Source organism: Streptomyces hyderabadensis (genome assembly GCF_020404845.1).
GTDB classification, from domain to species: Bacteria; Actinomycetota; Actinomycetes; order Streptomycetales; family Streptomycetaceae; genus Streptomyces; species Streptomyces hyderabadensis.
In genome coordinates this window covers 1-7284 of the sequence record NZ_JAIOJZ010000113.1, presented here as the reverse complement: position 1 = coordinate 7284, position 7284 = coordinate 1, and the positions used below count along the sequence as shown (strand labels likewise).

Sequence of the window (7284 nt, the reverse complement as noted above, 5' to 3'; positions counted from 1 at the left end):
CGCCTCGTCACGCGTGGCGTCGCCCTGCTCGATCAGGGCCAGGCCCTGGTGAGACAAGGACAAAGGGCCCCCGCGGGCTTCCGCCCGCGAGGACCCTTCACCACCGTCGGGACGACAGGATTTGAACCTGCGACCCCTTGACCCCCAGTCAAGTGCGCTACCAAGCTGCGCCACGTCCCGGTGCGCGATCCGCTGCTTCCGTGATCGCGCAGGTCAAGCCTACCCCATCGGCGGGGCGCGGCTGAGTCGCCGGCCGGCCCCTCCCCTCCGGGGCGGCCGGCGACGTGCGGGGGCGCGCTACGCGGTGCCGGGGGGCGTGATGCCGTACCCGGCCGCCCGCTCGGTGAGGTCGCGCCACACCTTCGGTGCCACCGGTACCCCGTCGGCGGCGCGTTCCACGGCGAGGGCGGCGCTGCGTTCGCCGGGGTAGTACACCCCGTCGGCGCCGTCCGCGACCGGCAGGGACTTCAGGGTGCCGAGGGTGTCGTCCACGGCGGCCGTGAAGTCCGCGGCGCTGCCCCCGAAGGCGGCGGGGTCGAGGGCGATGAGCAGCGCGTTCTGACGGTGCTTGCGGCCGGCCGGGTCGTCGGAGTGGAAGGCGGAGAAGATCGGTGCTCCGACGAGCACGCTGGTGAGCAGTTCGAAGGCGAGGGACATGCCGGAGCCCTTGGCACCGCCGAGCGGGAGCGGCATGACCGCCTGGTCGGGGTCGGTGGTGGGGGTGCCGTCGGCGGTCGCGGCGGCGTTCTCCGGCAGCGGGGTGCCGTTCGCCTTCGCCTGGCGGATCCTGCCGAGCGCGATGGTGGCGGTGGCCATGTCCAGCAGCAGCGGGGCGCGGTCGGCGGCGGGTACGGCGACGGCGAGCGGGCTGGTGGCGACGGCGGCTCCCTTGACGCCGGTGTAGCCCATGTTGGGCATGCCGGCGACGAAGCCCAGGCCCACCAGGCCCTGTTCGGCGATGCGCGCGACGTAGTAGCCGATGGCGCCGGTGTGCACGGTGCGGCGGACGCCGACGGTGCCGACGCCGAAGGCGCGGGCCCGTTCGACCGCCTCGTCGGCGGCGGCCACGAGGGCGACCGGGCCGGGGGCGCGGTCGGCGTCGATCACCGCGGCGGCCGGGGTGGTCGACTCGACCCGCAGGCCGGGGTCGGCGTTGGCGACGCCCTTGGCGAGCAGGTCCAGATAGGCGGGGACACGGGCGAGGCCGTGGGACTCGACGCCCCGCCGGGCCGCCCAGACGAAGACGTCGGCGGTGGTGCGGGCGTGTTCGGCGCTCAGGCCGCCCTGCTCCAGCAGGGCGGCGGCGAAGGCGCTCAGGTCGTCGGCGGGGACGCGGACCTTCCCCGGCCCGGGGGCGGGGGTGGGCGTGTCGGTCATGGGGCGGGCTCTCCTGGGTCAGCGGGTGACGAGGACGTCGACGACGGCGGTGGTGCCGTCCGACACGGCCTTCAGCGCGCGCTCCAGGGCGGGCGCGAGGGCGTCGGCGGTGTCGACGGTCTCGGTGTGCATGCCGAACGGTTCGGCGAAGGCCGCGAGGCGGGGCAGCCGGTGCAGGTCGGTGCCGAGCCACTCCCCGGTCTCGGCCGCCGCGCCCTCGGGGTAGAAGCGGCGGTGGTTGAGGTTCATCGATTTGTAGACCCGGTTGTTGAAGACCACGATCAGCACCGGCAGGTCGTAGGCCTTCGCCGCGTCGTACGACGGGATCACCGGGTTGTAGGTGAAGGCGCCGTCTCCGACGGTGAGGACGACCGGGCGCCGCTGCCCCGCGGCGAGTTTGACGCCGAGCGCGACGGCGATGCCCTGGCCCAGGCCGCCCTGGACGTAGAAGTACGCGTCGGGGTCGGCGGTGCGCAGATGACGTTTGACCACCCGGCTGTGGGTGATGGTCTCGTCGACGACGATGCCGTCCCGGCCGGCCAGCAGCCTGCGCAGGGTGGCGGCGACCAGCACCGGGTCGACGCCTTCCGACTGCTCCGCCGTCGCCTCGGCGGCGGCGACGGCGGCCTGCTCGGCGGCGTGCCGCTCCTCCTGCGCCGCGCGCCGCAGGGCCACCGCGGCCGGGTCCAGGTCCCGCGCCCGCTTGGCCAGTTGGCGCAGGGTGTGGGTGACGTTGCCCTCCAGGTAGGCGTCGGCGAACAGGACCTGGTAGACGATGTGCGGGCGCTGCGGCACCTGGTCGATGACGACGATCTTCGCCTTCGAGGGTCTGCGGCTCGGCGGGTAGAACGGGGCGCGGCAGTTGACCAGGAGGATCAGGTCGGCCTCGTCCATCCACGGCCCGATGTCGCTGCCGGCGTGCAGCGGATGGGTGCGCGGGAAGTTGCCGCACACCGCCGAGTCGGGTTCGACGACCGGGATGCCCCAGGCCTCGGCGAAGGCGACCAGGGCCTCGAAGCCGCCCGCCTCGCGCCCGGCCGTCTCGGTGACGATCACCGGGTTCTCCGCCTCGCGGATCAGCTGCGCGACCGGGTCGACCTCCTCGGGCGAGGAGTGGGTGGAGCCCGGCGCCACGACGGGCTTGGCCTCGCGGCCGTCCCACTCCTCCAGCAGGATCTCCAGCGGGATGTTCAGGTAGGCCGGGCCCGCCGGGGCCCGCCAGGCGAGTTCCGCGGCCCGCGTGACCATCGTGGGCAGGGTGCTGATGTCGCCGGCCTCGTTGGCCCACTTGGTGAAGGGCTGGGCCACCTGGTGCGGTCCGCCCACGATGGACAGGTTGCGGTACCACTGACCGCCCGGGTCCTGACCTGGGCCGTCGCCGTACGTGGTCGACTCGGAGGAGGCGACCAGCATGGGTACGCCGGCCAGCAGCGCCCCGTGCACGGCCATGGAGCCCTGCAGCAGGCCGGGCGCGGCGTGCAGCAGCACGGCCTGGGGGCGGCGGCGCAGCAGCCCGTAGCCGGTGGCCATGCCGACCGCCACCGTCTCGTGGGTGAGGTCCAGGTAGTGCGGTGCCGGTTCCCCGTCGCGGTGGCGCCGGGCCAGGGACTCCCACACCGGGGCCCATTCGGACCCCGAGGAGCAGAAGACGTGGTCGGCGCCGACGGCGGTGAGGGCGGACACGAGGGCGTCACCGCCGTCGGCGCCCGGCCTGTTCTTGCTGTCCGTCATCTCGTGTGCTTCCTCAGCCCTCGTACGGCCAGTTCAGGACCTCGGAGATGCCGCGGCCCATGATCCATTCAAGCTCCTCGGGCGTGAAGTCCCAGTGCTTGGTGAACTGCTCGATCGTGTCGGTGTACGTGATGCCGTGGCCGAGCAGGCGGGTGATGTCGGTGCCGTAGAAGCACCGCTCGGGCCCCATCTTGTCGACCATCTCGCGGACGTACTTCTGGATGTTGTTGTTCGGGAAGGGCTGGGTGGAGTAGCCGGGCAGCGCCGAGACCTTGACGTAGATGTTCGGGTGGGCCGCCAGGTCGGCGGTCTCCGACACCCAGTAGCCGATCGCGTCGTCGACGCAGCGGGCCATGATGCCCATGTGGTCGATGATGATCTTCAGGCCGGGGTGCTTGGCGGCGATCTCGCCCAGCTCCCGCTTCCAGATCGGGGCGTGGACCATGGTGGGGATGCCGAGTTCCTCGGCGATCGGCCAGTACCAGTCGTTGGTGCCGTCGATCATCCAGTTGCGGTCCTGCGGGCGGTGGAAGGTGAGCCGGGTGCCCTTGATGTGCGGGTTCCCGGCGAAGTCCTTCAGCATCGCGGTGCCCTCGGCCTCGTTGTCCTGGGGGACGCGGGCCATGATGCCGAAGCGGTCCGGGTGGGCCTCGCAGGCCTCCAGGGCGTAGTCGATGCGGTTGCCCTCCCAGGACGGCGGGAGGATCAGCGCGCGGTTGACGCCGGCCTCGTCCATCAGCTCCAGGGCCTCCTCGTAGGAGAAGGGGTCCTCCCGGTGGCCGTTGAGGCGGATGCGCTCGCGGGCGCCCGGGACCCAGGGGCGGTCCGGGGTCTCTTCCTTCCAGATGTGGATCTGGGTGTCGACGACGAACATGCGGAACTCGCTTTCTCGAAGGGGGGTGGTGGGTGCTGCGAGGGGAACGCTAGGCGGGCGCGGGGGTCTTGCAGAGAGCGCGGGATGCAAGCTGTTGTTGCGCGGCGGCGCGCTGTTGATCAGGGTGTTCCGGCCCGCGTCAGGCGTCGGAGTAGACCGCGGCGGCGATGTGCTCCGCGATCGCCATGGACGCCGTGGCGGCGGGCGAGGGCGCGTTGCGCACCGCGGTGATCCGGCCGGCCCGGTGGATGCGGAAGTCGTCGACGAGGGTGCCGTCGCGGTCCAGGGCCTGGGCGCGCACGCCCGCGCCGCCCCGCACCACGTCGGCCGCGCCGACGCCGGGGACGTAGCGTCCCGCGTCCCTCATGAAGGCCTTCGTGGACAGGGCGCCCCGGTACTCCTTGACGCCGGTGCGCCAGTGCTGGGCGGCCATCCGCCAGGTGCCGGGATAGGCGGCGAGGCCGAGCAGGTCGCGCGGGGAGATGCTGCCGAGCGTGTAGCCCTCCCTGGCCAGGGCCAGGACGGCGTTGGGCCCGACCTCCACGGTGCCGTCGACGCGGGGCGTGAAGTGGACGCCGAGGAAGGGGTAGCGGGGGTCGGGCACCGGATAGATCAGGCCGCGGACCAGGTGGGTGCGGTCCGGCTTGAGCAGCATGTACTCCCCGCGGAACGGGATGATCCGGGGCTCGGCCCCGTCCTGTGCCAGCTTCGCGACGGAGTCGGAGTGCAGGCCGGCGCACAGGATCAGCCGGTCCACCTTGATGCGTTCCTGCCCGGAGGCCACCTCGATGCCGCCGGTCACGGAGCTGATGCCGGTGACGGGGAAGCCGAGCCTGACCTCGCCGCCGGAGTCCTCGACGTCCCTGGCGAACGCGCGGGCGATCGCCGGGTAGTCGGTGATGGCGGTGCGCGGGGAGTGCAGGGCGGCGATGCCGCCGGCGTGCGGCTCCAGTTCCTTGATCTCGTCCCGGGAGACCTTCCTGAGGTCGGGCACGTGGTTGTGCCGGGCCCGCTCGTAGAGGTTCTCCATGCGGCCCAGTTCGTCCCGGTGGACCGCCATCACCAGCTTGCCGGTCTCCCGGTAGGGCAGCTCGCGGTCCTGGCAGTACTCGCGCAGCAGCGACACCCCGCGCACGCACAGGTCGGCCTTGAGGCTGCCCGGCGGGTAGTAGATCCCGGCGTGGACGACGCCGGAGTTGTGGCCGGTCTGGTGCAGCGCGACCCGCTGCTCCTTCTCGAACACGACGACCCGGGTGCCGGGGCGCCCGAGCGCGATCTCGCGGGCCGTGGCCAGGCCCACGATGCCCGCGCCGACGATGCCGATCGTCTCGTCGGCCATCGGCGTCCTCCTTCCTGTTCGTGCCGCTCCTCGCGTGCTCACGCGCCGAAGTGGACGGCGACCGTCTTGACGCGGGTGGAGAAGCGCAGGACCTCTTCGCCCTGCTCCTTGTAGGCCGTGCCGGAATCGTGGAAGCCGCCGAAGGGCAGGTGGACGTCCCAGCCGGTGGTGGTGGTGTTGACGGCGACCTGGCCGCACTCGGCCTCGTCGGCGAAGCGGTACGCGGCGCCGAGGTCGCGGGTGAAGACGGCGGCGGCGAGCCCGTAGTCGGAGTCGTTGACGGCCGCGACGGCGGCGGCGAAGTCGTCCACGGCGCGCAGCGCGAGCACCGGCCCGAAGACCTCCTCGCGCCAGATCGCCGTCCCGGGGGTGACGTCGGCGAGGACGGTGGGCCGCACGTAGCAGCCGTGGGCGCGGTCGCCGTCGGTGTCCGCGGTGCCGCCGGTGAGCACGGTGGCGCCCTGCTCGACGGCCCGGGCCAGGTCGGCGAGGACGCTGTCGCGCTGCCGTGGGCTGGAGAGCGGGCACAGGCTGGTCGCCGGGTCGGTCCCGGGGCCGACCGTGAGCGCCTCTACCTCGGCGACCAGCAGCCGCGCGAACGCGTCGTACACCGGACGCTCGACGATCACCCGGCTGGTGGCGGTGCAGCGCTGCCCGGCCTGTCCGAAGGAGGCGGCGACGACGTTCTTGGCGGCGGCGGCCAGGTCGGCGTCCTTCAGGACCACGGAGGCGTTCTTGCCGCCCAGTTCGCCCTGGAAGCGGACGTTGCGGTCGGCGAGGCGGCGGCGGATGCGGTTGCCGACGGCGTTGGAGCCGGTGAAGGTGATGCCGGCGATCCGCGGGTCGTCGAGCAGGGCCTCCTCGATCTCGGCGGTGCGGCCGGTGACGACGTTCAGGACTCCGGCCGGCAGGCCCGCGTCGTGCAGGGCGCGAGCGAGGTGCAGTCCCGACGCCGGGGTCTCGGTGGCCGGCTTGAACACGGCCGCGTTGCCCGTGGCGAGCAGCGGGGCGAGCTTGCGGGCCGGGGTGATCAGCGGGTCGTTCCAGGGGCTGATCACCAGGATGACGCCGACGGGTTCGCGCTGGGTGTGGGTACGGGTGTCGGGGCGGGCGTCGTGCAGGAGGGTGCCGTAGCCCTGTCGGGCCAGGCCCGCGTAGTAGTCGAGGAAGTCGGCGGCCTTGCCGGCCTCGCCGCGGGCCTCGGCCAGCGTCTTGCCGTTCTCCGCGGTGACATCGGCGGCGACGGTGTCCAGGCGCTCGCGCAGCAGCCGGGCCGCGTCGGTGAGGATGCGGGCCCGGTCGAAGGGGCTGGTGCGCCTCCAGACGGCGAAGCCCCGCTCCGCGTGGTCGTGGGCCCGGGTGACGTCCTTCGGGGACAGGGCCGGGACCCGGGCCACGGGGGCGCGGACATCGGCCGGGTCGTGGACGTCGATCCACTCTCCGGTCGTCACCCACTCTCCGCCCAGGAGCGTTTCCAGAGTGCGCATCGGTTCACTTCTTCCTTCGTCGGCCGTGGTGCGGACGACGTGACGACACACCATGCGGGGGTGCGTTCACCAGGCCCGCGGCGGCAGGCATAGCTTGCATCGCGCGCAGGTCGCCCGGGGCTTGATCCATGCTGGAATCGGCAGGCCGGACGGTGTGTCCGACACCGCCGGGAGCCGAGCCGAGGAGAGCCGAGACATGGCCTACGCAGTCGTCGCCCACTACCGCTGCGCACCCGCCGACGAGGCGGCCGTGCGCGCCGCGCTGCTGAGGGCGCGGCAGGCGACCCGGACGGAACCGGCGAACCAGCTCTACGAGGTGCACGCGGTGGTGGACGAGCCGGGCGGCTTCCTGCTCTACGAGCGGTACGACGACGCCGCCGGGTTCGAGGCGCACAAGGCGGCACCGCACTTCGAGGAGCAGATCGTCAAGACCGTGTGGCCGCTGCTGACGGAGCGGTCGGTGACGTTCGCCGAAG

6 protein-coding genes and 1 tRNA gene are annotated in these 7284 nt (G+C 72.8%); 1 reads left to right on the top strand and 6 read right to left on the bottom strand.

Annotation, left to right across the window (positions count from 1 at the left end):
* Positions 1-106: 106 nt before the first annotated feature.
* The 6 genes from K7854_RS37000 to K7854_RS36975 all read right to left on the bottom strand — a co-directional run bounded on the left by K7854_RS37000 (position 107) and on the right by K7854_RS36975 (position 6808).
* Positions 107-180 (bottom strand) — tRNA-Pro (locus K7854_RS37000).
* Between the two features lie 117 nt (positions 181-297).
* Positions 298-1377, bottom strand: coding sequence for an Ldh family oxidoreductase (locus K7854_RS36995; protein WP_226030944.1), 1080 nt, complete (start codon positions 1375-1377; stop codon positions 298-300).
* Positions 1378-1395: 18 nt separating this feature from the next.
* The gene (locus tag K7854_RS36990) at positions 1396-3108 is read right to left on the bottom strand and encodes a thiamine pyrophosphate-dependent enzyme (RefSeq protein WP_226030943.1); all 1713 of its coding nucleotides are present in this window, start codon (positions 3106-3108) and stop codon (positions 1396-1398) included.
* Positions 3109-3121: 13 nt separating this feature from the next.
* Positions 3122-3982 (bottom strand): amidohydrolase family protein, encoded by an 861-nt coding sequence (locus tag K7854_RS36985; protein ID WP_226030942.1) that lies wholly within the window; start codon positions 3980-3982, stop codon positions 3122-3124.
* A gap of 139 nt (positions 3983-4121) precedes the next feature.
* Positions 4122-5321 carry an L-2-hydroxyglutarate dehydrogenase gene (gene lhgD, locus K7854_RS36980; RefSeq protein ID WP_226030941.1) on the bottom strand — a complete coding sequence of 400 codons (1200 nt, stop codon included), beginning with the start codon at positions 5319-5321 and terminating at the stop codon, positions 4122-4124.
* A 38-nt stretch (positions 5322-5359) separates the two neighbouring features.
* Positions 5360-6808, bottom strand: a complete 1449-nt coding sequence (locus K7854_RS36975) for an aldehyde dehydrogenase family protein (RefSeq protein WP_226030940.1) — start codon at positions 6806-6808, stop codon at positions 5360-5362.
* A gap of 196 nt (positions 6809-7004) precedes the next feature.
* Between K7854_RS36975 and K7854_RS36970 the strand changes: the two genes are divergently transcribed.
* Positions 7005-7284, top strand: a 280-nt coding sequence (locus tag K7854_RS36970) for a putative quinol monooxygenase (RefSeq protein ID WP_226030939.1), incomplete at its 3' end; no start/stop codon positions are given.